Genomic DNA, 25,270 nt, shown 5'->3' with positions numbered 1-25,270 from the left:
CCTTGACGCTTTATGTCGCCAACGAATGAAATTATATCACAGTAATATGGTGATGTAAACATGTTTTTTGAACTTTTTACATCTTTAAAATAGTGTGCTGTTACTACGCGCTTTTTAGGGCTTTACTTTGTCAAAACCGCGAATGAAAAGGCAGGAAGAGTAAGGGTGTTCCCATCCAGTACTGCGTCTTCGCCACCGGTTGAAAGAGATGCTCCAAGAGTCTTGAAGCCATCAGCATCATCACTTTTGGCTAAATCGATCTGAATCGGCTCTTTACCGTTATTCAAAGCAATAAGAATAACAGAGTCTGTATCTGATATTTCTTTTGTCCATACAGCACAGCGATCGCCGCAAAGCTGATCAAGGATAGCGCACTTCCCACGTGCTATTGCAGGATAAGCATTCCTTATTCTGATTGCTTTTTTATAGTAATTGTAAATAGAAGACTCATCATTTTTCTGATCTTCAAGGGTACCATAGGTCATCTCGATTTTATCCATACCGGAAGGACCTTTGGTCATGCCTTCAGAACCCGATTCGCCCCACTGCATGGGAGCGCGCTTGTTCTCATCTTTTCCGGAACCCTTCATTCCAAGCTCTTCACCATAGTATATGAAGGCGTTACCGCTCATAAGGAGATTCAGCGCTCCGGCTAGCTTTGTGCTGTCTGTCGCATTTTTTCCAATATAATAACCTGCACTTCTTGCCATATCGTGATTGGTGTAGAAGGGGGCGTTCACATAATCTTCTGAATAAGATGAAAAGAGTTTATCCTCGTCAATCTGTTGTTGTACGTATTTTATAGGTTTGAGCTTGCTCTTTGCGCATTTAGCGATGGCACCTTCACTTCCGGAAAAATCGAAATCAAAGAGCGAATCGATACCACTTGCATAATATTTGGAATAGGTCGAAGAGTTGGTCCAGGCCTCACCTACGATGTAAGCATCCGGATTTAAGGTCTTCACAGCACTTACAAATTTCTTAAGCTCAGCTGTGCTTGCATCGGTATCATCAGTTGTAAATGACGTGACAGCATCCATTCTGAAACCGTCGCATCCAAGATCAAGCCAGAACTTTGCGATGTCTGAGAATTCATTTATAACCTTTTCATTATCAAGGTTGAGATCAGGCATCTCGGACCAGAATCTGCACTCGTAGTACCAGTCGGTTCCTGCAAGCTTCTCAAAGCCTGTCGCAGACTCTTTTGAGAAATTATAGTAGTCAAAGTAGGGACATTCCGCAGAATCGGGCTCTGCACCTTCAGGCAGATTCTTCAGATAATCGCAAGCTTCTTTAAACCATGGGTGCTGAGAAGAGGTATGATTCATAACCATGTCATTGATAACACGGATTCCGCGCTTGTGAGATTCTTCAATGAGCTGTTTGTAATCATTAATGGTTCCATACTCGGGATCGATGTCACAGTAATCGGTCACATCATATTTATGATATGTAGGAGATGGACAAACCGGCATAAGCCATATCTGATTACAACCAAGATCTTCAGCTGTAGAATCATCTCCGTCATTTATGTAATCAAGCTTGTTGATCACACCCTTCAGATCCCCGATTCCATCACCATCGCTGTCACAAAAGGAGTACACGAAGATCTCGTAAGTGGTGCGATAGTTATCATCGATGGTGGTACTTTCTTTTTTATTTCCACATGCAGAAGTGCTTGCCATTAAGCAAAGTGTAGAGACAAGACTTATATATTTGAGTCTTTTGGAATACTTTTTCATACTGTTTTCTCCCCCTGTTGTTTTTACTCCCTGACTTCCTTGTGGTTCGACAGTGGCCTGAAAATGGTCATACGCCCTGTCCAGCCGACAATTCTTGTAATTATGACTCCGGCAAGCACGCCGCAACTGTCGATAATGATGTCCTTCTTCTGAGGGGAGCGGCCGGCGATGAATGACTGGTGGTATTCATCGAGGCAGGCGTAGCCTACGCATATTGCACCGGCAATAATAACAAGTGGAAATCCCCTAAGCCCATAGACATAGAGCGGAAAAGCAACCGTAATAGCAAGAAGCATATATTCCGAAAAATGAGCAAGCTTCCTTATATAATACTGATATGTGGTACTTAGCTCTGAAATATGGGCATCAGTCCATCCCTTATCTAGAACATCATTGGTTACGTTCAAAACCTCAACCCCGACTTTGTAGCTAAGAGCTGAGCTTGCATCGGCATTTTGGTCAGAAAAATTAAAAATCAGGCACATCATTACAATTGCAGGCAGAAACGACAGGGGCTTTAAAACAAAGCGCAGCGTCTGCTTTATATATAGAAGAAAATATTTCATATTTTATATTCCTTTTCCTATCTGTGAAAATTGGTTAGGAACAAGTATACAGCAAAACTATTCTTTGAACAAATTTCCATATATATTTTTTTCTTTCTTATGTTATAATTCATTGAGATAAATTTTCTTAATATATTGAATCCGAGGGGGCAGAGATATGTTTGAAGGAAAAGACGGCGAGAACAGCGTAGAAGATATCATTTCAAGATATAAGGATGATGTTGCAAGCCTTGCACCTTACATAACATGGCTTAAGGAGCATACCAAGCAGCAGGTTGCAGAGAGTTACTCCAACAGCGAATTATCCAAATCAATGCCGTTTCCTGTCTATGATTCAAATCTTCTGAGCTTTGTAAAACAGGCACAGCAGACGAAGATGATGAATCGCAACTATACATATGTCTATACAAGAAATCATCTCCATACTTATAAGGATGAACTTCTATTTATAGAAGATGCTGAGATCACAGACATGGATGACCTTGCAGGAATCCTCTCAAGATACATTCTTGAGGGACAGACCAAGGGAACCGTGTGGGCCGAAGGTGTATACACCGGTGTTCTCTATGCTGTTGTTTACAAGATGGACGATCTCATACACTTCTGGGGTACGATGTCGTATTAAGAAGATTATGAACTAACTTTTGATTTCAGGAGTTTTACTAATGGGTGAGAAATCTGCTCAGAAAAGAAAATACATTCTGGAAAAAGCCCGCGAAGTATTTGCGGAAAAGGGATTTAAAAACGTCACCATGAAGGATGTTGTAGAAGCTTGTGACATCAGTCGTGGAGGGCTTTATCTCTATTTCTCGTCCACTGAAGAAATCTTCCTTGCCGTATTGTCTGAAGAGACAGCCGATGAGGATGAGGAAGCTATTTCAAAAGCGTTGAATAATGACGCTACTGCCGGCGATATGCTGGCTCTTTTCTTGAAAGAGCAGAAAAAGGAAATTCTTCGAAAGAAGAACAGCCTGGTTATTGCTTCCTATGAATATTTTGCAAACAGGGATATTCCCGCCTCTGACAATCCGCTTCGTAAACAGTTCGATACCGGAGTTCAGATTGTTCAGGCTTTAATTGAAAACGGAATACGTTCAGGCGAGTTTTTCTGTGCTGATCCGTATGGATGTGCCCGCAACCTTATGTATGTGGTTGAGGGTCTTAAAGTATCCGCTAAAACTATTGGTGTTAGCGAGGCCGCGGTTGACCGCGAATTGTTATATATATTGGAGGGCTTAGTGCCCGCAGATAATTAATCAGTGTTTTTTCGACACTGATTTTTTGATATAAAAATAGTCTTCTTGTTCGGGCCTTCCCCCTGGGGGGAAGGTGTCAGCGAAGCTGACGGATGAGGGGATGACATTTATAAACTATCAGGAGGAGATTTATGAGCCAAGTCAGAAGAGTCTATGTGGAAAAGAAAGCACCCTATGCCGGAAAAGCTAAGGAGCTCCGTAAGGAGATCAAGAGCTATCTCGGTATCAAGAGTGTATCCAAGGTAAGGGAGTTCATCCGTTACGATGTGGAGAACATTTCGGATGAGGTATTTGAAAAAGCCTGCACTACAGTTTTTTCAGAGCCCCCGGTTGATATCCTTTATCATGAAAAGATCGAGATCCCGGAAGGGGCAAAAGTGTTCAGCGTTGAGGCGCTTCCCGGACAGTTCGATCAGAGGGCTGACTCAGCAGTTCAGTGTGTACGTTTTATTAAGGGCGACGAGGAGCCGGTTATCCGCACAGCTGTAACATATATGCTGATGGGAGACATTACTGATGAGGAACTTTCTAAAATAGAAGAGTACGTAATGAACCCCGTTGATTCAAGAATTGCTGATGAAGGAAAGCCCGAGACTCTTGTAGATAACTTCGAAGAGCCTGAGGATGTTAAGATTCTGGACGGATTTAAGGATATGGCAGAGGATGATCTTAAAAAGCTCTACGAATCCTTCGGTCTTGCTATGACCTTCAATGATTTCAAGTGGATTCAGCAGTACTTCCACGATGATGAGAAGCGCGATCCCTCAATGACAGAGATCCGCGTTCTTGATACATACTGGTCAGATCATTGCCGTCATACAACCTTCGGCACAGAGCTCAAAAACGTAAGCTTTGGTGATGGCTTCTATGCTGCGCCTATCAAAGCCTCATATGATAAATATCTTAGCGCGAGAGAAGACGTTTACGCTGATCCTAAAAAGCGCGAGGAGAAATTCATCTCCCTTATGGACATCGCCCTTATGGGAATGAAGAAGCTTAAGAAAGACGGAAAGCTCACAGACATGGAAGAGTCTGAAGAGAATAACGCATGTACAGTTGTTGTTCCTGTAGATGTTGACTACGGTAACGGCCCTGTAAAAGAAAACTGGCTCGTATTTTTCAAAAATGAGACTCACAACCATCCTACAGAGATTGAGCCCTTCGGTGGTGCTGCTACATGCCTTGGCGGCGCTATCAGAGATCCGCTCTCAGGAAGAGGTTATGTATATCAGGCAATGCGTGTGACAGGTGCAGCTGATCCCACTGTTCCGGTTGCTGATACACTTAAAGGTAAGCTTTCACAGAAAAAGCTTGTTCGCGGTGCTGCTTCAGGTTATTCAAGTTATGGTAACCAGATCGGTCTTGCAACAGGCTATGTAAAGGAAGTTTACCATCCCGACTACGCTGCAAAGAGAATGGAAATCGGTGCTGTTATGGGCGCTGCTCCTCAGGAACATGTAATAAGAGAGAGCTCCGATCCCGGAGACATCATCGTGCTTCTTGGCGGTAGAACAGGACGCGACGGCTGCGGCGGTGCAACAGGTTCATCCAAAGCTCACACAGCCGATTCAATCCTTACCTGTGGCGCTGAGGTTCAGAAGGGTAACGCACCTACAGAGCGTAAACTTCAGAGACTTTTCAGAAGACCCGAGGTTTCAGAGCTTATTAAAAAATGTAACGACTTTGGTGCCGGCGGTGTATCCGTAGCAATCGGTGAGCTTGCAGACGGTCTTGATGTAGATCTCGATAAGGTTCCGAAGAAGTACGCAGGTCTTGACGGAACAGAACTTGCAATCTCCGAGTCACAGGAGAGAATGGCAGTAGTTGTTGATCCTTCTCAGGTAGATAAGTTCCTTGAGTACGCAGCAGAGGAGAACCTCGAGGCAGTTAAGGTTGCGGTTGTTACTGAGGAGCCCAGACTTGTCCTTAAGTGGAGAGGCAAGAAGATTGTAGACATCAAGCGTTCATTCCTTGATACCAACGGCGCTCATCAGGAGACTGAGGTTGAGGTTCAGATTCCTGCAGCAGAAGATAACTATTTTGATAAGTATGCGTGCAAAGCTGCAGGCGAAGCACTTAAGAATAACGACGTAAAAACAGCATGGCTTTCAGAAATGGAAGACCTCAATGTCTGCTCACAGAAGGGACTCGTTGAGATGTTCGACTCTTCAATCGGTGCAGGCACAGTGACCATGCCTTACGGAGGAAAATACCAGCTGACAGAGACTCAGTCCATGGTAGCTAAGCTCCCTGTTCTCGGAGGGAAAACGGATACCGTAACAATGATGGCTTACGGCTTCGATCCTTACCTCTCTTCATGGAGTCCCTACCACGGCGCAGCTTATGCAGTAACAGAGTCTGTTGCCAGAATCGTAGCAACAGGCGGTGATTATAAAAAGCTTCACCTTACCTTCCAGGAGTACTTCCAGAGAATGACAGCTGACAAGACCAGATGGAGTCAGCCGCTTACAGCACTTCTCGGATCCTTTGAGGCACAGCTCAGATTCGGTATCGCATCAATCGGCGGTAAGGATTCAATGTCAGGATCCTTCTTCTATGAGGGTGATGAGAAGAGAGCATCCGGAGAAATCAACGTTCCTCCGACTCTTGTATCCTTCGCAGTGGACGTTGCAAAGCAGAGTGATGTCATTACTCCCGAGCTTAAGAAAGCCGGAGATATGCTCATCGAGCTTCCGATAGACAGAGATGAGTACGGCCTTCCGGATTATGAAAAGGTTATGGCCAGATACGATGAGATCCATGACCTTATGCAGAAGGGCTATGTTTCCGCAGCTTATGCAATTGATTCCTACGGCGTAGCAGCAGCTATAAGCCGCATGGCATTTGGTAACGGATTCGGTGTGAAGATCGCGGGCTGTGTGAAAAATGAGGACCTTTTCACAAACAGAATCGGAAACATCCTGGTGGAAGTTCCCGCAGACAAGGCCGGAGAAGTACTCGCGCTCAGAGAAGCAAGAGAAATCGGTGTGGTTACCGATGATAAGAAGTTCACTATCGGAAACGTTGAAATCTCTGAAGAAGAGGCTCTTGAAAACTGGAAGAATAAGCTTGAAAAGGTATTCCCTTCAGTAGCACCCATTTCCGAGGAGGATACCGAAAGCGCAGATAAGAAGAGCATCTTCGATGATGGCGCGCTTACAAAAGAATATAAGACTTCTGATATATATGTTTGCAAAAATAAGACAGCAAAGCCCACAGTTTTCATCCCGGTATTCCCCGGAAGTAACTGTGAGTACGACTCTGCTCAGGCCTTCGAGAGAGCAGGTGCTGACACCATAGTAAAAATCTTCAGAAACAGAAATGCGGAGGATATCGTAGAGTCTGTTGCTGAATTTAAGAAGGCAATCGAACAGGCACAGATCATCATGTTCCCCGGCGGATTCTCAGCAGGTGATGAGCCGGACGGAAGCGCTAAGTTCTTTGCAACTGCCTTCCAGAATGAGAGTATCAAGGAAGCGGTTAACGACCTTCTTCAGAAGAGAGACGGTCTTGCACTTGGTATCTGTAACGGATTCCAGGCTATGATCAAGCTTGGCCTTGTTCCCAACGGACAGATCACAGGTCAGAACCCTGAGAGCCCGACACTTACCTTCAATACAATCGGACGCCACATTTCAACAATGGCGTACCTTAAGGTTGTCAGCAACAAGTCTCCCTGGATGCAGGGCGCTGAACTCGGCGGAGTTTATGTAAATCCCGCATCCCACGGTGAAGGAAGATTTGTAGCCCCCGTAGATGCCCTTAAGAAGCTCTTCGAGAACGGTCAGGTTGTTACACAGTACTGCGATCCCGAGGGTCAGGTACATCTCGACAATCTCTGGAACATCAACGGTTCCTACATGGCAGTTGAGGGTATCACATCACCCGATGGCAGATGCCTTGGAAAGATGTGCCACTCAGAGAGAAGAGGTGACGGCGTAGCTGTTAACATCTTCGGCGAGCAGGACATGAAGATATTTGAGAGTGGCGTGAAGTACTTCGGATAATAGATATACAGGAGGAGCGAATGAAAGCATTTTTGATCTTAGAGGATGGCACAGTTTTCAAGGGCCATGCCATAGGCGCGGTAAAGGAAGTAATAAGCGAAATCGTATTTAATACTTCCATGGCGGGCTATACAGAGGTCTTTACTGATCCGTCCTATGCGGGACAGGCGGTCTGCATGACCTATCCGCTTATCGGAAATTACGGCGTGTGCAAGGATGATATGGAATCCGAGCGCATCTGGCTGGACGGAGTTATAGTCAGAGAACTCTCTGACGTGGCATCCAATTTTCGATGCGACATGACAATCCAGGAATTTCTTGAAGAATACGACATTCCGGGAATAGAGAGAATAGATACGCGTAAGCTTGTTCGCATCCTTCGTGAAAAGGGCACAATGAACGGAATGATAACCACCAACGAGAACTACAACCTTGATGAGATCATTCCGAGGCTCAAGGCATATACTACAGGAAAAGTTGTTGAGAAGGTTTCCTGCAAAGAAGTAAAGAATATTGCAGGAAGTAAGGAACTCTCTGACAACGGACCGCTTTCCGGAAGTGCGGTATTTAAGAAGGAAGACTACGAGGCATCCTTAAAGGGAGACCTTTCCAAGAGAGAAAAGCGCCCCAGCCTTGTTAAGGAGCTTAACGGCAAAGGCCTAAAGGTTGCGCTTTTGGATGTAGGAGCAAAGGATAACATAGCAGCTTCTCTTGCTGCACGAGGATGCGACGTAACAGTTTATCCTCAGGATACATCTGCAGAGAAGATACTTGAGGGAAAACCGGACGGCATAATGCTTAGTAATGGCCCCGGCGATCCGAAGGAATGCACAGGCGTTATCGAGGAAATTAAAAAGCTCTATGCATCGGATGTTCCGATTTTTGCAATCTGCCTTGGACACCAGCTCATGGCACTTGCAACAGGAGCGGATACCTATAAGATGAAGTACGGTCACCGAGGTGGTAACCACCCCGTCAAGGACCTGGAGACTGGAAGAGTTTATATATCATCCCAGAACCACGGCTACGTGGTAGATACCGACAAACTCGACAGCAACGTTGCGGTACCTGCTTTTGTGAATGTAAACGACGGAACAAATGAAGGACTTAAGTATGTCGGAAAGAACATCTTCACAGTTCAGTTCCACCCTGAGGCCTGTTGTGGTCCCCAGGACAGCGGATACTTATTCGATAGGTTCATTAACATGATGAAGAATAAATAAAAGCCTTCCCCTTGAGGGGAAGGTGGCGCGAAGCGCCGGATGAGGTGTTGAACTAGAGAAAGGATATAAAATGCCCAAAAATTTAGATGTGAAAAAAGTTTTGGTTATAGGTTCGGGACCGATCGTAATCGGTCAGGCGGCGGAGTTCGACTATGCTGGAACTCAGGCCTGCCGCTCCCTTAAGGAGGAGGGCATCGAGGTTGTCCTTGTAAACTCCAATCCTGCAACCATCATGACAGATAAAGACATAGCGGACGAGGTTTACATTGAGCCTCTCACAGTCAAGGTCCTGGAGCAGATTATTGAAAAGGAAAAGCCCGACAGCGTTCTTCCTACCCTTGGAGGGCAGGCAGGACTTAACCTTGGAATGGAACTTGCAGAGTCAGGATTTCTTGAAAAGCACGGTGTAAAGCTTCTCGGAACAACAGCTGAGACTATTAAAAAAGCCGAGGACCGTCAGGAATTCAAGGATACCATGGAGAAAATTGGCGAGCCCTGTGCAGCTTCACTTGTTGTGCATAACGTCGACGACGGTGTGGCTTTTGCTGAGAAAATCGGATATCCGGTAGTTCTCAGACCTGCTTTCACACTTGGAGGATCCGGCGGCGGAATCGCACATAACAGAATAGAGTGTGAGGAGATTCTTGAAAACGGACTCAGACTTTCAAGAGCTAATGAGGTTCTTGTTGAGCGCTGTATTGCAGGCTGGAAAGAGATTGAGTACGAGGTTATGCGTGACGGCGCAGGTAACTGCATCACCGTCTGCAACATGGAAAACATCGATCCCGTAGGTGTTCACACAGGTGACAGTATCGTTGTTGCGCCTTCACAGACACTTACAGATAAAGAGTACCAGATGCTTAGAAGCGCGGCACTCAATATCATTGATGAGCTGCAGATTACAGGTGGATGTAACGTACAGTTTGCGCTTCATCCCACAAGCTTTGAGTACTGTGTAATCGAGGTTAATCCCCGTGTAAGCCGTTCATCGGCTCTGGCTTCCAAGGCAACAGGTTATCCGATTGCCAAGGTTGCTGCTAAGATTGCCCTCGGTTATACACTTGATGAAATTAAGAACGCTATTACTGGAAAGACCTACGCCAGCTTCGAGCCTACACTCGACTACTGCGTAGTTAAATTTCCTAGGCTTCCTTTCGATAAGTTTATTACGGCAAAACGTACACTCACAACCCAGATGAAGGCGACCGGTGAGGTTATGAGTATCTGCACCAACTTTGAGGGTGCGATGATGAAGGCTATCCGCTCACTTGAGCAGCACGTGGACTGCCTTACAAGCTATGACTTTTCAGAGCTTGACGATGACGAATTAAAGGACAGACTCACCATCGTGGATGACCAGAGAATCTGGGTTATCGCAGAGGCGCTTCGCCGCGGAATGAGCCATGAAGAGATTCATAAGATAACTATGATTGATCTCTGGTTCATTGATAAAATCCACAAGCTTGTAAAGATGGAGCTTAAGCTCCTGAGGCTTGGTGAAAAGAGCACAATAGCACGTCATAAGCCCTCCGAAGAGAACGTTCCGGAATTTGAGGAGGCTAAGAAAATCATAAGCGCGGATACACTTCTTAAGGCTAAGAAACTTGAGTATCCCGATAAGGTAATAAGCAGACTTACAAGATTTTCAGTTGAAACAATTAAGGCTCTGAGGGACTTCTATGGAATCAAGGCAGCCTACAAGCTCGTTGATACCTGCGCTGCGGAGTTTGCAGCTGAGACACCTTATTACTACTCGGTATACGGCGATGCAGATGAGGAAAATGAGGCAGAGGGCGAAGGAAGCGGCAAAAAGAAAATCCTTGTTCTCGGTTCAGGTCCCATCAGAATCGGCCAGGGTATCGAGTTCGACTATTGCTCTGTTCATGCAACATGGGCTTTCGAAAAGGCAGGTTATGAGACCATTATCATCAACAATAACCCTGAGACGGTTTCAACCGATTTTGATATAGCGGATAAGCTCTACTTTGAGCCCCTCACTCCCGAGGATGTTGAGAACATAGTAAGACTTGAAAAGCCCGACGGAGCGGTAGTACAGTTCGGTGGACAGACCGCAATTAAGCTCACTCAGGACCTTATGAAAATGGGCGTCAAGATTTACGGAACCAAGGCTGAGGACGTTGATGCAGCCGAGGACAGAGAAATCTTTGACAGAATCCTTGAGGAGACCGGAATTAAGCGCGCTGAAGGTGCGACAGTTTATACAGCAGAGGAGGCTAAGGAGGTAGCAAACAGACTTGGCTATCCCGTACTTGTTCGCCCTTCCTACGTACTTGGCGGACAGGGAATGCAGATTGCGCTCTCTGATAAAGAAATCGAAGAGTTTATTAACATAATCAACAGAATCGCTCAGGATCATCCGATACTTGTAGATAAGTATCTGCAGGGCGTTGAGACTGAGGTAGACGCAGTGTGCGACGGAGAGAATATTGTTATCCCCGGAATTATGGAACATATCGAGAGATCAGGTATCCATTCCGGAGACTCCATTTCGGTTTATCCCGCACAGTCACTTTCCGACAAGGTAAAGCAGACCATCGCCGATTACACAGAGAGACTTGCAAAAGCGCTCCATGTAATCGGACTCATAAACGTACAGTTCATCGCAGTGGGAGATGAGGTTTACATCATCGAGGCGAACCCCAGATCCTCAAGAACCGTTCCTTACATCAGTAAGGTTACGGGCATTCCGATTGTTGATCTTGCAGCTCAGGTAATGATGGGCAAAAAGCTCACAGAGCTTGGTTATACACCTAGACTTCAGCCCGAGGCAGAGCATATCGCTATCAAGATGCCGGTATTCTCCTTCGAGAAGATCAGAGGAGCTGAGATTAGCCTAGGACCTGAGATGAAGAGTACAGGTGAGTGCCTTGGTATAAGCAAGTCATACAGTGAGGCTCTTTACAAGGCCTTCATCGGAGCAGGAATAAAACTTCCTAAGCATAAGCAGATGATAATTACCGTTAAGGATTCGGATAAGGGCGAGGTTATCGACATAGCAAGACGCTTTGAAAAGCTTGGCTATATCATCTATGCAACACGCTCAACTGCTGACACGCTTAACGAGAACGGCGTAAAGGCAAGGAAGGTTAACCGTATCAGCCAGGAATCACCTACGGTCATCGACCTTATTCTCGGTCACAGAATAGACCTTGTTATCGACACACCCACTCAGGGACGAGACAAGAGCAGAGACGGTTTCCTGATTCGCCGTACCGCTATCGAGACAGGCGTTAACGTAATCACCGCACTCGATACAGCGAAAGCGCTTGTTACAAGCCTTGAGGATACCTACAAAGAGGATACTCTTGAGCTTGTGGACATCGCAAAAATCTAATGAATTTGTAAGATTGGAGGCTGTAAAAGGCCTCCAATTTTTTCTGCCATTTTCATCCTTTTTATGGTAAGATATTAGCACTGTGTAAAAAAGGAGAATTTGGGGAAATGAAAAAAAGAATCACAAAAATCTTAAGTATTATACTGATTGTTATCGTGATACTCTGTGTTGGCGGATCAGTAGCAATGGGCGGTTATATTGCAGACCGTATTTTACATCAGAACAAAGATAATGATACTGTAGGCAATAGCTTGAAGCAGCTTGAAAAGTGGGGCTACGACTTGGAGGGCTTCAGGAGTAAGTATACAGGCGTGGATATCAGTGCTATAGCAGAGGATGGGAATGAAGTTCCCGGAACTTATTATGATAACGGAAGTGATAAGCTGGTAGTTCTTGTTCACGGAGCAGGCGGAGACAGGACATTCGATGCACCCTTGGCTGAACCTTATCTGGAGAGTGGCTATGACATAATTGCCTATGATCAGAGAGGACATGGAGCTAATCCCGATGAAAAGGTTACTTTCGGAATTCATGAACAGCTCGATGTGAGAGCACTTGTAAAATATGCAAGAGAAACTCTTGGAAAAGAGAAGGTTATTGTTCATGGACAGTCAATGGGCGGACAGACCACCGCTCTTTATGCATCAAATGTAACACCCGGAACGCCTGAGGCAGCTGATGCGGTTATCTGCGACAGTCCTGTTCCCGGCATGGAATCCATGTTGCGACTTATGTTCGGAGATGGCCTCGAGGGAATGTATTCACCCATGACTAACTATCTTATCGCGGTAACTAAGGGATACATGAAGGTTGTAAACCACGTCGATTTCGATGACGGAGATACTGTGAATGAAGTGGCAAAGGACCAGCTGCCGACCATGATAATCGTATCCGATAAGGATGAGGTATGCCTCCCCGATATGGTCGAAGAGGTTTATGAAAATGTCGGAAGCTCTGTAAAAACCATTTATCATGCAGACAGTGCCCACATTGAGGGTGTCCTCGATGACAAGGAAGGTTATATGAACGCAGTAAGAGATTTCCTTGATCCTCTTGGATTATGATAATTATCTGATGAGCAAAATATAAAAAGGAATGTGCTGATGACAGTACATTCCTTTTTTTGCTGATTCGCCTTACGATATAGCTTTATAGCGATACTACTTTACAGTAATCCTTAAGAATCGAATTTATGTATTCCTTATTTAGTGCTTCACCGATGATTATAAGTACATTCCTGCTTGAAACAACAGGTGCAATCTTCATCTCGTTTTCAGTAGCATTAAATTCAATCTGCGAGTTGTCACCGGTCTTTACAAAGCCTTTAATTCTGATAACTTTTCCGGCGTTAGTATCTTTGAAAAGTGATCCTGCGATTTTCCTCAGATTATCCTCGGATATTTCAACATCAAAATAAAAGAGCGGAGTGAACTGCTTATCTTCAAGGGGAAGCTTTACATAAGAGGCATGTCTGTAGCCACAACCTGCAAGAGATTTAAAGTCAGTCTCTGTAAACTCATCATAATGCTTTGTAATAAAATCCTTCGAGGGATCAAACCAGGAGTTTTCTTTTCCAAGTCCGAATTCGGACATGATTGAATTAACGTTTGAAATAACTTCGGGAACATCCATACCATCCGAAATCTTACTTACAACTATTTTTCCTGCATGAGCAATTTCAGACATGAAGAGATATCGTGACATTCCTTCAAGTGAACTCACAGATGAACCATCTACTATAGATATCACATTCCCTATCTCATACCAGCGATCAAGTGGCTCGTCGTAGAGCACATCAAAGAATTCATCCACGTCGTAAATTCCCGAGGGTTCGATGATAACTCTTGTGTAGCCGCTCATTCCCATGGATATCAGTTTTGTTCTAAATCTTCGTCGGTGAGCTTCCTGGCCGTCGCCTCCGACAATCATCTCAAGATTACAGTTTTCACCAAAAAGGTCCTGAAGTAGTACCATGTCTATATTTACAGCGCCGTAATCATTTTCAATGATACATATGCGCTCACCCTGTGATAGCAGATATTTAGAATATTCCCTAATGAAGGTAGTTTTACCGGAACCAAGAAAACCGGTTATCAAGTCTATTTTTACCATATTTCATCCTCTGATCATATCTTTTCTAACAATCAATTATAATATAAAAAGAAATTTTGCGATGATAAAAAATCTCTACTAAGAAATAATTACCTCCATTTGGGGGTAGATGTGTGCGGGATTTTTTCCTAGAATAATAGGTGGCAACATAAATTTTCAATTCAGATATGAAGGGGGCAATATGAAGAGAAAAATTCTGGCCGTTGCAATAGTTCTTATTATGTCAATTTCTATAGTTGCATGTGGTTCCTCGAAGAAAGGCACGGATACTGGTAATACCGGAGAGACTACGAGCATTCCTGAGGGAAAACTGAAGGCAACTTCTGACAAGATACCGGAAACAACCGAGACTACAGACAATACTGATAATAAAGAAGCAGCTTCTTCGGAAAGCGCGCAGGATGAGAATACTCTTGCCGGCTACTACAAGGTAATATCCATGACCACGGACGGTGAGGATATAACTGCTGAGCTTGAGCAACTAGCTGCAATCGGATCCGGCATATTCGCTGTCATTAATCCCGATGGAACAGGCCAAATTAACATGATGGGTGAAATGACGGATTTCGACTGGGATGAGAAATATTTCCACATGCATGATGATACTGTGAGCGATACTGATGTGCCCTATACTTTTGCCGACGGTAAACTTACAATCGCTCAGGAGAGCGACGAGATGATATTTGTCCGCATGACTGACGAGGAAAAGCAGGCCTACGATAACGGTGATTATGACAAAACCATAGATCAGCTCACGGATGAGATGCTGGATTCCGCTTATGATGAGGCTACTTCAGAACTGGACAGCGCTGCTGATGATGCGATTTCTGACCTAGATAATACTGTAGAAGAGGCAACTAACGAATCTACTAAGCTGGATTCCTCATATTTGCCGGATATGTCTTCATCAAAACATAACGATACAGGGTATTATGAGATTATGGCTTTTCAGGAGGATAGCAAGACCTACACCGCTGACCAGCTTAAGAAGGCAGGAGTAGCTTTTGATATGATGCTTTGCCCTGACGGAAAAGGCTATGCGAACTTTATAGGTACCTACTACGATCTCTCCTGGGATGATGGTACCATCTATGTTGCGACTGACCAAGGACAGGAGAAGATGATCTACTTTAAATCGGATTATGACAGCAAAAGCATAATCACAATAAATGATTCCAATATGGCGATGGTCTTTGAATATGTTAAAGAAGCTGATCCGAGCTACGAATGGACAGGCGTGTCGGGAGTACTTGAATAAGAAATAGAAAATCGGCTATTTGATTATGGGAAACTGAGGTAATGCAGAAACGTATCAATCTGCGTTACCTCTTTTTTAATTTTTTGACAAAATTACCCCCAAATGGCGGTAGTGGAATTTTTAAAAAATATTTACAATAATCTCGCGGAAACGTGAAAACAAATTTCACTGCAACAAAGGGGGTTATAAAGAATGAAGAGAAGGAAACTAATGAAGCAAATGGGACGAAAAGTCCTGGGGGCAGTGCTGGCGTGTGCCCTGAGTGTAACATTGTTGCCGGCTGTAGGAGGAGAGGCCATTAAAGCTGAGGCTGCGGTGGTGAAAACAACGGCTAATACAAGCTTGGGGGCTAATTCGATTACTAATATCGAGCCTGGACATTTTAATGTTATTACGTATGGCATGGCAGATGGACGAGAGGAACTTTTATTCAACGTTCTCAGCAAAACGAAATGTCAGAGTGGGTTTACAGTGTCCACGCCTTGTCTGTTAATCGACTGTAAGATGCCGGTATGGGAGAACAGCCATAGGTCAACTTATGATGTAAATTATTATTTTAGAACTGCCAGCGTAGAACAAGCACATTTTTCTCCTTTGGAATCCAGAGTGATACAGGAGATTGATGATGGATATCACGGCTGGGATTATTGTTTGCTTAGTAAAAGTGATATTAATGAATTTTATGGTAATAATTCACAAGCTATGATAAAAAGCTATAACGGGATCAAGAGAGACTGGTGGTTAAGAGATACGTATGGCACTGATTATGGGTACTATGTTAATACAAATGGTAGTGTCTATAGTGATAAAAAAAATACCCAGGTAATTGGCTTTACTCCGTCAATGAACATACCTTTAAACAAAATACTGTTCTCTACAAAAGTTGGGCAGGCGGATTCAACACATGGTATGTATAAGCTTACTCTGTTAGATAAATATGATTCTGATAAACGTAAAATAACAACTAAGACTATTGGAAGATGCCAAGGTAAGATCAAGTTTTCATATGAAGTTGATGCAAACTACAAATACAACAACTATAGCAGAATGTCTCTTATTATCACTAACAAGCAGATACTAGGTGATAAATATCTTGCTGATATGTCCAATACAAAACTCTATGAATATGTGAATTTAGGGAAATATGAAAATGCTAAAGGAGAAATTACATACGAGCTTCCCTTCGATCTGAAGAATAAAACTTATGGAAAAGACTATTTTGTTTATTTCACAATCGAAGGTGAGCCGGATGGATCTGATAATGGTTCCTCATATTTTGCTGCATTTCCAAGTCAGGTAAATGTTCCTGATACAGATGCGCACGTTTTTGGTGAGCCGTATTGGAGAGTAAGCGCTCCTGCATCATGTGAAAGAGCAGGTAATAAACAGGAATACCATGATTGTCTTATATGCGGAGAACATGTAAGGACAGGGAATAGAGATTCTATTCCGAGACTTGGACATGATTATGCGGATCCTGTATATGAATGGAGTGCAGATGGAAAGACATGTACGGCGTCAAGAACCTGTAAAAGAGATAAATGCGGAAAAGTAGAAAAGGAAGAAGGACTGGTTTCATCAAAAGTTAAAACTCCGGCATCAATAGGTAAGAAGGGAACAACTACATATACAGCAGAGTTTACAAACAAAATTTTCAAGACTCAGACAATAGACATCGAAGATATCCCTGCTCTCGACAAGGATGGCAAGCCAATAATTGAACCCGGCGAAGAAACAAAGCCCGGTGAAGAAGGCAAGTCCGGCGAAGCAGGAAAGCCCACAGAGGAGGCTAAGAAGGTCGAGGATGCTGCACCTGTAACAGAGGCTGATGTTGATGGCGCTCATTACAAGGTTGACGGAGAAAATGCATCACTTGAATCCACAAAGGATGTAAGCGGAGACTTCACTGTTCCCGTAACAGTAAAGATTGGTGATAAGGAATATAACGTATACAAGATAGGACCTTCGGCATTCAAGAATACTGAGATCACAAGTCTCGCAGTTGAAGGCGAGGTTACTGAAATCGGCGACAGTGCTTTTGAGGGCTGTAAGAAACTTAAGAAGGTTACAATCGGTGCAAATATATCCAAGATCGGTAAGAAGGCATTCTTCAAGTGCTCAAATCTTAAAAAGATCACCTTCAAGGGAGCCAAGGTAAAGAGCATCGGTGCTAAGGCCTTCAAGAAGATTAAGAAGGGCGCTACTTTCAAGACACCAAAGAAGAAACTTAAGGCTTACACAAAGCTTCTTAAAAAGAAGACGGATGCCGGAGTGAAAATTAAAAAGTAATACAAAAATTTTCTGCCTTCCCCCTTGGGGGAAGGTGGCTGCGAAGCAGACGGATGAGGGGGATTAAAATGAAATTTCTCTCAAAATAAGAAGTTCTATAAGGAGGATTTAGATGAAAAAAAGAATTTCAGTAGTTATATTCTCGATATTATTGTCATTTATCCTGGCGGCGAGTCCGGCAGCAAGCGTTTTTGGACCTCAGGCAACAATTACCGCAGAGGCTAAGAAGAAAGCTAAGAAATCTAAAAAGAAGACTAAAAAAGCAAAGAAGGTTAAGAGTAAGAAAGCTAAGGGAATAACCCTTGTAGCGGGAGCAACTAAGAAAATCTCTGTAAAGGGCGGAAAGAATTTCAAAAGCTCAAATAAGAACGTTGTATCTGTAACAAAGAAAGGCGTGCTTACAGCTAATAAGCCCGGCACCGCAACAATTACAGGAAAATGCAGCTCCGGAAATTACTCTGTAAAGGTAACGGTACCTGATATGAATATAAATGAGACAATGGCTCAGGTTTTCCTTGGAGAGTCATTACAGTTAAATGCAGGTAATGCAGCAAATGTAAAGTGGAGCAGCAGTAACGATCAGGTTGCATCAGTAAATAACGGCCTTGTAACAGCTGTAGGCGTAGGAAGCGCAGTTATCACAGCTTCGGCAGGAAAAACTTCAGTATCATGTACAGTATCTGTTCCTCAGTTCACAATAAGCCAGACTTCTGCAACAATTAACTATGGACAGACACTTACACTTACTGTAAGCGGAGCATCAAATGTAACCTGGAGTAGTAGTAATGAAGCGATAGCAACAGTTTCAGGCGGCGTTGTAAAGAGCGTTGATGACGGAAGCGCAGTTATCACAGCAACAGCAGCCGGGTATTCTGTTTCCTGCAATCTTACAATCGTTGATCCTGTTGTGATCAGACAGCCCGCTATTTCATATAAGACTGTTACAAGAGAAGCTACAAGAAACGGAAAGCCTGTATATGAGGAGATTAACCAGACTACAATCACCTTCAACGGCCTTCCTCAGAGAGCAAAGCACATGAAGAAGATCGACCGCAGTAACGGTAAGGGAAGTGAAGCTGATGGAAAACAGGATGGTAAGTATCTCACAGTTGCATGCGCACTTGCAGCTATGACAGCTTATTCAGAGGGCAGAGACGCAGAAGGTCAGGCAATGATGAATGAACTTCTGGTTTCACCTCACATTTCCAGAGCATCTGTTGGTGGTGCCGGAAACCTTACATATTATTTCGGTTATGATAATAAGAAGGAAAAACTTCCGTGGGCATTCTTTGAGGGATCAAAGCCTTACAACTACAACCACAATCAGCCAATTACCGTTGTTATGGAAGAATCTCCCTATGCACCTCAGAAGAGCACAATTTACGGCGTAGAGCTTTCGATTGAACAGATTTTGTTCCACACAGATAACCATCCTTGCCTTAAGAACAACCTGACAGTACAGGTTTACCGCGATCCTTCCGATGGACAGTGGTATCTGTGGCCCAGCGGATTTAATTCACTGTTAAGTACCGCTAGTATCTACTGAGTTTCTTCATTCTTTTTATAAACCTCAATAGTTTCAGGGAAAAGTCGCTGCAGAAATGTGGCGGCTTTTTCTGTGGAAAAAAATAAAAAAATTTTTTTGAAATATCTGCAACATTTTTTGAATCCCATCTGTATATAGAGTAGAACAGCAAAAACAAGTTATTTTTTAAAAGTCTGACACATTTTTAAAAACGGAGGGAAAAATTATGAGAAGAAAAATGAATGTTGCATCAGTTGTTCTCAGCATCATTATCTCAGCAAGTGCTGTATGCGGATGTGGCGGAACCACACACGAAACAGCTACCACAGTACAAGACAGCTACAGTACAGAGGAGACTGCAGACACAGCGTATTACGATGAGGAGCCGGCTGCTGAGTATTACGAGGAAGAGGCCTGCGAAGCACCAGCAGCTACAGCAGATAAGAGTGCAGCAGGGGCTGAAAATGCATATGAAACAGCAATGTGTGAAACTGAGGATTGCACCGACATTTACGATCCTTACGTTCAGGAGTACAACACAGAGTCCTATGAAAAACCTGAGGAGAATGGATATGACCTTGTAACCGCAAAACCGCTTTCAACCTTTGCGGCAGACGTTGATACAGCATCCTACTCCAATGTAAGAAGAATGATTGAGGATGGATATTCTCTGACAGATATAAATCCCAGCGCAGTCAGACCGGAAGAGTTCATCAACTATTTTTCCTATGACCTCAATAATCCTGTGGGAGATGAGAAGTTCGGTATCACGACAGAAATCGCTAAGTGCCCTTGGAACGAGGACCACGAGCTCATGTTTGTTGGTATGAAAACAAGAGACATCGACCTTTCTGAGGCACCCGACAGTAATCTGGTATTCCTGGTAGATGTATCCGGTTCAATGGATGAACCCGATAAGCTTCCTCTTTTGCAGAAATCACTCACAGAGCTTGTGGATACACTTCCCGACAAGGGCTGCGTCTCAATAGTTACCTATTCAGGACAGGAGGCAGTACTTCTTTCCGGAACAAGCATGAAGAATAAATCAAAGATCAAAGATGCCATCGACAGCATGCAGGCAAGCGGCTGCACAAACGGTGAAGCCGGCATACAGAAGGCTTACAAAATTGCTGAAAATAACTTTATTAAAGGCGGCATCAACAGAATCATCATGTGCACCGATGGCGACCTTAACGTAGGAGTTTCAAATCCCGACGATCTCGAGAAACTCATTGAGCAGAAGAGAGACAAGGGCATCTTTTTATCAGTACTCGGCTTTGGTAGCGGCAACTTAAAGGACGACAACCTTGAGAGACTTGCAGACTGCGGTAACGGAAACTATTCATACATCGATTCACTCTTCGAGGGCAAGAAGGTTCTCATCGATGAGATGGGATCAACACTTGTGACAGTAGCCAAGGACGTTAAGCTCCAGGTTGAGTTCAACCCCGAGAGAGTTAATTCCTACAGACTTATCGGATATGAAAACAGACTCATGAACGACGAAGATTTCAACGATGACACCAAGGACGGCGGCGAGATCGGCGCAGGACACAGCGTAGTAGCACTTTACGAGATCATTCCTGCAGGTGCAAAGAGCGAGATCAAGCTTAAGTACCAGGATAATGATTCAGATAATAAGAAAGAAGATAATCGTAAGAAGGATTCAGACAGTGCTTACAGCGATGAGTACGCAACAGTAAGCGTTCGCTACAAGGAGCCCGAGGCAGATAAATCACAGCTCTTCTCAGTAGTTGTGGGAGACAAGGACTTCTATGAAAACGGAAGTGAAAACTTAAAGTTTGCAGGCCTTGTAGCAGAATTTGCAATGATCCTTTCAGACAGTGAATATAAGGGAACAGCAACACTTACAGGCATCATGGACGATTACAAAACAATCGAGACCAAGGATGAATACAGAGATGAGTTCGGCCAGCTTGTAAGAATGATGGCGAAGAGAAGTTGATTACAGCCTTCCCCTTGGGGGGGAAGGTGCCCCGAAGGGGCGGATGAGGGGATAATCTTAACCAGCTCCTGGTGCAAAATCTGGAAAAACGCACCGTTATCGTGATATACTATGCATTGGAAATTTAAACAGTTGTCTTTTTGAAAACAAAGGAATAAAAATCATTTGGGGAATCCGAGGGACAAAAGACAACTCATAAAGAGGGAATCGATGTCGCGTGGGAGGAAATCATACGGTATGAAAAATGACATCGGGTTAGGGAAACGATGAGAACAATTTCAATGCATAGGAATATCGCGAAATATTATGTAGAAACAATTTTTGAAACGATATTCTTTTTAAAGGAAAAAAAAGATTACAGAGATTTTAGTGAAAGGGCTATCCGTGCGATTTTAGCAGATGTAAAAAAGCAAACTAACGGTAGCCGGTATCATGCTTTTGGCGGTGAGACTCAAAGTATGTCTTATGAAGAGAAGACCGCAAGTGCGGATGCTCAGAATGCCGCAGCAGCAAGAGCAGGAGAAATTCTGGAAAAATACGGGAACAATATTTTGAGAGTAGCTTATTCTTACCTTCACAATATGAGTGATGCGGAGGACATCGTCCAGGATACGCTCATTCAGTACATCAGGAAGGCACCTTATTTTGAAAATGAAAAGCACGAGAAAGCATGGCTTCTTACAGTAGCAGCGAATTTGAGTAAGAACAAGATCGACTATCTGAATGTGAGAAAAGCCGATGAGCTTTCAGAAGAACTTGTTGCAGAGAATAAGGAGGACCTGGCATTTGTATGGGAGGCAGTAAAACAGCTCCCTGAAAAGTATAGAGAGGTGGTACATCTTTTCTATCAGGAAGGATATTCAACCAAAGATATAGCGGGGATCTTGAATCGAAAGGAGTCGACTGTCCGCTCTGATTTAAATCGCGCAAGAGGACAGCTAAAAAATATTCTAAAGGAGGCGTATGACTTTGAGTAAATATAATGAAGTTATGGAATCAGTAAAAATTACCAATGAAATGCGCGATAGAATCCTTTCGAATGTAGATGAGAAACTACGTGTGGGGGATGCTAATATTACCGAATTTGATAGTACAAGAAAAAAGAAATCCGGTAATAATGTAATAAAATTTGTAAAGAGATATGGTTCTATGGCAGCGGTCTTTGCTCTGCTGATTCTTGGAACCTATGGAGTTATCAGAACAGTTGGACTTGGCGGTTCAAAGTCAGAGACGGCTACTACAGCACCTGCCGAATATGAAACTGATTCTGCAACGGAAACAATGGAAGAAGCCACTTCAGAAGCTATGGACTATGCAGAGGTTACCGAAGAAGCAACCGAAGATGCTGCTTTACCTGAATCAGCAGATTCTGTTATGACGCCATCCATAAGTGCAGCAGAGGGTGCAAAGGGTTCGGAATCTGAGAATGCTATAGATTTTACAGGAAGTGCTAAAGAGGATTCAGCTTCCGAGGAGGCTGAGAGCCCGGCAATGACAAAAGATGAGTTTTCATCTGCATCAGAGCTTTCACAGGCTTTAGGATTTGATATTACAGACATTGAATCACTGAAAAATGAAGCAACAGGGGTTCAATATTTTAAATATGATGAAGGCGGAGAGATCCTTTATAAAACAGATAATAACAGCATAAGCTATTTTGCATCTGAAATCGGACTGTTCACCGGTTTCGAGGAATTAGATGTTAGTTCTTTTGAAAACAAAAAGCTTATGGAATTTGACAGTTACAGAGTTATCGCCTGCGGCGACGACACAACTTATAAATTTGCTTATTGGGAAAAAGATGGAATCATGTACTCCCTTGTTTCTGATAAAGGCATGACGGAAGAGGAGATTCAGACATACGTAAGTGAAAATTAAAGCCCCCCTCATCCGTCTGCTTCGCAGCCACCTTCCCCCCAAGGGGAAGGCTTTTTTACTTTGCCTTCCCCCTCTGGGGGAAGGTGGCTGCGAAGCAGACGGATGAGGGGACTTTTTTACATCAGCTCCTCATCATATATAGCTCTTTGTCCGCCAACATACTTAGGCCTGTGTCTTGCACAGATTATAGGAGCAGCGCCGATTTTTCGTAGTGATATACGCATCGGAACCACAACACTGTGCATATGCATACCAATCATGGTACCGCCGATATCTATTCCGGCGTCAGCTTTGCAATTGAGGCTTTCAACAAGAACTGGATCATCAAATCTCTCGTAGCATACAGTGCCAAGCGCGCCGCCTGCGTGATTTGGCTGAGGAATAGCATTTACCTGCTCGAAGCCGTATTTTTCCATGGTTTCTCTTTCAACTACCAAAGCTCTGTTAAGATGCTCGCAGCACTGAGCGGCTGCCAGGATTCCGTTTTCCTTAAGAACCGGAATAATGCCGTCATAGACAGCGTTTGCAACATCCACATTCGTGGCTGTTCCGATCTGGTCGCCAAGGACCTCACTGGATGAACATCCGATTACAAAGATGGAACCGGGACGAAGTTTTGCTCCTTCAAGTATTTCTGTTACTGCCTGTCTGCTCTGCGCAGTTATTTCTTCAAAATTCATAATGAACCTGCCTTTATTATTTTATAAGCCTCATTTATAGTGTTTTAAACAAGGCCAATATTCATGCATATCGCCAATATCCATTATAGCAGTACCAAATAAAGTAGCAACCTGGGTTTGGAAAAATAGTGCTCCATCCAAATTTTCCTTGCAATAATTCTCCCACTGTATAAAATCTTATGTGGAAATAAAACAGATCCATTTATTTTTTGAGGAGTATTATGAAAAACAAACTTAAGAAGCTATTGTCAGATCCTGTGCTTGTAATAGCGTGGATTCTGGCTTTTTTATCGTCATTTATCGTACGCCCGGATTCTGAATATGCCGGATACATTGATTTCAGGTCACTTGGAATACTTTGGGGACTTATGATCATCATTCAGGGTCTTCGCGAGAATTCAATATTTGAGAAAATCGGAGACGTACTTCTTTCAAAGGTTAAGAAAAGCTGGCAGCTTGCATTAGTTCTTGTATTTCTTTGCTTTGTAAGCAGCATGTTTATAACAAACGATGTGGCGCTGATTACCTTTGTGCCCTTCGCGCTTATGACACTTAGTAGCTGTAAGAGAGAAGACCTGATGATTCCTGTTATCGTGCTTCAGACTGTTGCGGCGAATCTCGGAAGCATGCTGACTCCTATCGGTAATCCGCAGAACCTATATCTTTACGGCCTTACAGGAATGGGAATCGGTGAGTTTGTGCTCTGCATGCTGCCTTATTCGGTTATGGCAGCGGTTCTTTTGCTTACAGCGATGCTTGTTCTTCCCGGAAAATCCAAGACTCTTGAAGGCAGAAAGAAGGATTATAATATAGTAAGACACTTTGGAAGCACCAAACAGATCGTAGTTTATTGCCTCCTTTTTGCGATTGCACTTTTATCAGTGCTTCGCATAGTTCCGTGGTTTATAATGGTGATAGCTGTTCTTGTTGTAGTTGCTGTTATGGATGGAAAAATCCTATTAAGGGCTGACTATATACTACTTTTGACTTTTGTTGGATTTTTCATTTTCACCGGAAATATGGGACGCATGGACTTCGTCAAAGAGAATCTGACAAAGCTGATGGAAGGACGCGAGTTTATCACTTCAGTGGTGGCCAGCCAGTTTATCAGTAATGTTCCTGCGACGCTGATGCTTTCAGGTTTTACAGAAAACTACAAGGAGCTTCTTGCAGGCGTAAATGTTGGCGGTCTCGGAACCCTTATCGCCTCTATGGCGAGCCTTATTTCTTTCAAGGCTTTCTCCAATGACTATAAGGAGAGCAGAGGAAAATACCTGCTTGTGTTTACTGCGGTTAATGTATTGTTCCTTGTGATATTTGTTGGAATGCACTTTGTGATTGTCTGATATTTCTGTGTTGCGGGATGATTATTATTTTATAATTTAGGATTACCCGTAGAACTGAAAAAAAGAA

17 protein-coding genes are annotated in these 25,270 nt (G+C 43.6%); 13 read left to right on the top strand and 4 right to left on the bottom strand.

What is annotated here, in order from left to right:
• Nucleotides 1-122 precede the first annotated feature (122 nt).
• Entirely contained in the window at nt 123-1,742 is a 1,620-nt protein-coding gene (locus BMW61_RS09845) for an alpha-amylase family glycosyl hydrolase (RefSeq protein WP_091821424.1), read from the bottom strand.
• Nucleotides 1,743-1,765: 23 nt separating this feature from the next.
• Nucleotides 1,766-2,308, bottom strand: a complete 543-nt coding sequence (locus tag BMW61_RS09840) for a VanZ family protein (protein WP_022760585.1) — start codon at nt 2,306-2,308, stop codon at nt 1,766-1,768.
• Nucleotides 2,309-2,465: 157 nt separating this feature from the next.
• Between BMW61_RS09840 and BMW61_RS09835 the strand changes: the two genes are divergently transcribed.
• The 6 genes from BMW61_RS09835 to BMW61_RS09810 all read left to right on the top strand — a co-directional run bounded on the left by BMW61_RS09835 (nt 2,466) and on the right by BMW61_RS09810 (nt 13,213).
• Entirely contained in the window at nt 2,466-2,933 is a 468-nt protein-coding gene (locus BMW61_RS09835) for a hypothetical protein (protein ID WP_026497717.1), read from the top strand.
• A gap of 40 nt (nt 2,934-2,973) precedes the next feature.
• A complete protein-coding gene (locus BMW61_RS09830; protein ID WP_091821421.1) occupies nt 2,974-3,564 on the top strand; it encodes a TetR/AcrR family transcriptional regulator in 591 nt (196 codons plus the stop codon).
• 131 nt (nt 3,565-3,695) lie between these two features.
• Complete coding sequence (locus BMW61_RS09825; RefSeq protein ID WP_022760588.1) at nt 3,696-7,571, top strand: phosphoribosylformylglycinamidine synthase; 3,876 nt, start codon at nt 3,696-3,698, stop codon at nt 7,569-7,571.
• 20 nt (nt 7,572-7,591) lie between these two features.
• Nucleotides 7,592-8,794 carry a carbamoyl phosphate synthase small subunit gene (locus BMW61_RS09820; RefSeq protein ID WP_022760589.1) on the top strand — a complete coding sequence of 401 codons (1,203 nt, stop codon included), beginning with the start codon at nt 7,592-7,594 and terminating at the stop codon, nt 8,792-8,794.
• Nucleotides 8,795-8,864: 70 nt separating this feature from the next.
• Nucleotides 8,865-12,149 (top strand): carbamoyl-phosphate synthase large subunit, encoded by a 3,285-nt coding sequence (carB, locus tag BMW61_RS09815; RefSeq protein ID WP_091821418.1) that lies wholly within the window; start codon nt 8,865-8,867, stop codon nt 12,147-12,149.
• A 107-nt stretch (nt 12,150-12,256) separates the two neighbouring features.
• Nucleotides 12,257-13,213, top strand: coding sequence for an alpha/beta hydrolase (locus BMW61_RS09810; RefSeq protein ID WP_091821415.1), 957 nt, complete (start codon nt 12,257-12,259; stop codon nt 13,211-13,213).
• An 85-nt stretch (nt 13,214-13,298) separates the two neighbouring features.
• Here the strand turns inward: BMW61_RS09810 and BMW61_RS09805 are convergent, their stop codons facing one another.
• A complete protein-coding gene (locus BMW61_RS09805; protein WP_091821412.1) occupies nt 13,299-14,261 on the bottom strand; it encodes a GTP-binding protein in 963 nt (320 codons plus the stop codon).
• 181 nt (nt 14,262-14,442) lie between these two features.
• On the opposite strand from BMW61_RS09805, the gene BMW61_RS09800 reads away from it, so the two are divergent.
• The 6 genes from BMW61_RS09800 (at nt 14,443) to BMW61_RS09775 (ending at nt 23,177) form a co-directional block, all read left to right on the top strand.
• A complete protein-coding gene (locus tag BMW61_RS09800; RefSeq protein WP_139176271.1) occupies nt 14,443-15,519 on the top strand; it encodes a hypothetical protein in 1,077 nt (358 codons plus the stop codon).
• Nucleotides 15,520-15,711: 192 nt separating this feature from the next.
• Nucleotides 15,712-17,808 (top strand): leucine-rich repeat domain-containing protein, encoded by a 2,097-nt coding sequence (locus BMW61_RS09795; protein WP_091821406.1) that lies wholly within the window; start codon nt 15,712-15,714, stop codon nt 17,806-17,808.
• A 112-nt stretch (nt 17,809-17,920) separates the two neighbouring features.
• Nucleotides 17,921-19,354, top strand: a complete 1,434-nt coding sequence (locus BMW61_RS09790; protein ID WP_091821404.1) for an Ig-like domain-containing protein — start codon at nt 17,921-17,923, stop codon at nt 19,352-19,354.
• 205 nt (nt 19,355-19,559) lie between these two features.
• Nucleotides 19,560-21,299 carry a vWA domain-containing protein gene (locus BMW61_RS09785; RefSeq protein WP_091821402.1) on the top strand — a complete coding sequence of 580 codons (1,740 nt, stop codon included), beginning with the start codon at nt 19,560-19,562 and terminating at the stop codon, nt 21,297-21,299.
• A 266-nt stretch (nt 21,300-21,565) separates the two neighbouring features.
• Nucleotides 21,566-22,276 (top strand): RNA polymerase sigma factor, encoded by a 711-nt coding sequence (locus tag BMW61_RS09780; protein ID WP_242829888.1) that lies wholly within the window; start codon nt 21,566-21,568, stop codon nt 22,274-22,276.
• Complete coding sequence (locus tag BMW61_RS09775) at nt 22,269-23,177, top strand: hypothetical protein (RefSeq protein WP_139176270.1); 909 nt, start codon at nt 22,269-22,271, stop codon at nt 23,175-23,177. The genes BMW61_RS09780 and BMW61_RS09775 overlap by 8 nt, the downstream gene beginning before the upstream one ends.
• 116 nt (nt 23,178-23,293) lie before the next feature.
• Here BMW61_RS09775 and BMW61_RS09770 read toward each other — a convergent pair whose 3' ends face one another.
• On the bottom strand, nt 23,294-23,857 hold the full coding sequence (locus BMW61_RS09770) for a TIGR01440 family protein (RefSeq protein ID WP_026497707.1): 564 nt from the start codon (nt 23,855-23,857) through the stop codon (nt 23,294-23,296).
• Nucleotides 23,858-24,078: 221 nt separating this feature from the next.
• On the opposite strand from BMW61_RS09770, the gene BMW61_RS09765 reads away from it, so the two are divergent.
• Complete coding sequence (locus BMW61_RS09765) at nt 24,079-25,203, top strand: SLC13 family permease (RefSeq protein WP_091821397.1); 1,125 nt, start codon at nt 24,079-24,081, stop codon at nt 25,201-25,203.
• The last annotated feature ends 67 nt before the right edge of the window (nt 25,204-25,270 follow it).

It is taken from the genome of Butyrivibrio sp. ob235, assembly GCF_900109475.1.
Lineage (GTDB): Bacteria > Bacillota > Clostridia > Lachnospirales > Lachnospiraceae > Butyrivibrio.
The sequence above is the reverse complement of the archived record's forward strand: the minus strand, read 5'-3'. Positions and strand labels throughout refer to the sequence as shown.